Origin of the sequence: Massilia sp. CT11-108, assembly GCF_047302915.1 — a bacterium.
GTDB classification, from domain to species: Bacteria; Pseudomonadota; Gammaproteobacteria; order Burkholderiales; family Burkholderiaceae_D; genus Telluria; species Telluria orientalis.
This window is the reverse complement of sequence record NZ_JBKYMO010000734.1, coordinates 1-2,054: the sequence shown is the minus strand read 5'-3', so window position 1 is coordinate 2,054 and position 2,054 is coordinate 1. Positions and strand designations below refer to the sequence as shown.

The following is a 2,054-nucleotide window of genomic DNA, read 5'->3' as shown; positions in this document are numbered from 1 at the left end:
CCGCCGGGCCGCGCTGGCCCGCCACGGCATCGCCGGCGACGGTTACCGCGTCCATGTGCCGCTCGACCCGGCCCGCAGTGATTCCGAACACCTGCTGCAGGCACTCGACCTGGCCGCGCTGGCGGGCCGCAAGGTGCTCGTCGTGCGCGGCGAGACGGGGCGCGAAGTGTTGCCGGATGCGTTGCGCGCGGCCGGCATCGAGGTCGAGACCGTTGCCGCCTACCGCCGTGCCGTTCCCGTGCTGACGCCGGACCTGGCCGCGTCGCTGCGTGCCTTGCTGGCCGGCCCGAACGACTGGATAATCACGAGCTCGGAAGCCCTGCGCGGGCTGGCCGGTCTCGTCGAGCAGCTTGACGGTGGAATAAGTGTGGCAAATTTGCAACGGCAGCGCCTGATCGTTCCGCATGCCCGCATCGCGGAAACGGCCTCCGCACTCGGTTTCACCACTGTGACGCTCACAGGGTCGGGCGACGAGCGGCTGCTTGCCGCGTTACAATCACGAGCATGAACGAATTGCCCAACAATCCAGAAAAACCAAACATGGGCGGTCCGGTCGTTCCGCCGGAAAGCTATGTGACGCCGGCGCCGATGGGCCCGGGCGAGCCCCGCGTTCCCGAGGGGGGCCGCGTCGGCGGGTTGCTGCAGAAGCCGCAGAACGTCGCGATCCTCGCGCTGGCCATCTTGCTTGCCCTCCAGACGTATTCCACGCACAGCCGTTTCAACAAGCTGCGCGAGGATGTCGCGCGCACGTTGCAAAAGGACAATGCCTCGAACGCCGAGACGGCGCAGACCGTGCGCGAGATCCAGGAGGCGGCCAAGGAATTGCAGGTGAAGGTCGGCGTGCTGGAAAACCGCCAGACCGAGGCGCAGAGCCAGCAGGCCGCGCTCGAGCAGATGTACCAGGACATCTCGAAGAACCGTGACGAATGGGCGCTGTCCGAGATCGAGCAGGTGCTGTCCACCGCGAGCCAGCAGCTGCAGCTGGCCGGCAACGTGCAGGGCGCGCTGATCGCGCTGCAGAACGCCGACCGGTCCCTGTCGCGCTCCGACAAGCCGCAATTCATCACGATCCGCCGCGCCATTGCGCGTGACATCGAGAAACTGAAGGCGCTGCCGTCCGTCGACCAGCCCGGCATGGCGCTGCGCCTCGACAACGTCATCTCGCAGATCGACAATCTGCCGCTGCTGTCCGACGAAAAGCCGGCCGAGCCGATCGCGCCGTCGCGCGTCAACGCGCCCGCCGCCGGGAAAACGGCGGCGCCGGCCGAGCGGACGCTGGCCCAGCGCGCCGTCGAGACGTGGCGCAACTGGAGCCACGAGATGTGGGACGACATCCGGCAATTGATCCGCGTGCGTACGGTCGACAATCCGGATGCGCTGATGCTGTCGCCGAGCGAATCGTATTTCGTGCGCGAGAACCTCAAGTTGCGCCTGCTGAACGCGCGCCTGGCGCTGCTGTCGCGCAACGAAGGCACGTTCCGCGACGACATCAATACCGCACAGCAGCAGCTCGTGAAGTACTTCGACACGAAGGCACGCTCGACCCAGGCCGCGCAGGCCCTGCTGCGCCAGGTGCAGGCCAACAACGTCACCATCGACGTGCCCGACTTGTCGGAGAGCCTGAACGCCGTGCGCAATTACAAATCGAAGCCGTGAAGCGCGGGGCCTGAACGATGCGTTTATTACTCTGGTTAGTCGCCTTGATGGCTGCGGCGATCGGCATCGCCGTGACCGCGCGCTTCAATCCCGGCAACGTCGTCTTTTTCTATCCGCCGCACCGGATCGACTTGTCGCTGAACCTGTTCGTCGTGCTGGCGTTCCTGCTGTTCCTCGTGCTGTACGGCCTCGTCCGCGCAGTGCGTGCCACGCTGGGCATGCCCGAGCGCGTGGCCCAGTACCGCTACCGCAAGCGTGAACGCGAAGCGAATCGCGGCCTGCGCGAAGCGTTGAAAGCCTTGTTCGAAGGCCGCTTCGGCCATGCCGAGAAGGCCGCCATGCGCGCCGCCGACCTGCCCGAGAACGCCGGCCTCGCCGCGCTGATCGGCGTCGAACCG

At 66.7% G+C, this 2,054-nt stretch carries 3 protein-coding genes; all 3 read left to right on the top strand.

Annotation, left to right across the window (positions count from 1 at the left end; translation table 11 throughout):
• Window positions 1–508: uroporphyrinogen-III synthase (locus ACEN88_RS30085; RefSeq protein ID WP_413345609.1), on the top strand; the 508-nt coding region annotated here is incomplete at its 5' end.
• Window positions 505–1,656 (top strand): uroporphyrinogen-III C-methyltransferase, encoded by a 1,152-nt coding sequence (locus tag ACEN88_RS30080; RefSeq protein WP_413345607.1) that lies wholly within the window; start codon window positions 505–507, stop codon window positions 1,654–1,656. The genes ACEN88_RS30085 and ACEN88_RS30080, both read left to right, overlap by 4 nt.
• A gap of 47 nt (window positions 1,657–1,703) precedes the next feature.
• Window positions 1,704–2,054 (top strand): heme biosynthesis HemY N-terminal domain-containing protein (locus tag ACEN88_RS30075; protein ID WP_413345605.1); only part of this gene is annotated, 351 nt, incomplete at its 3' end.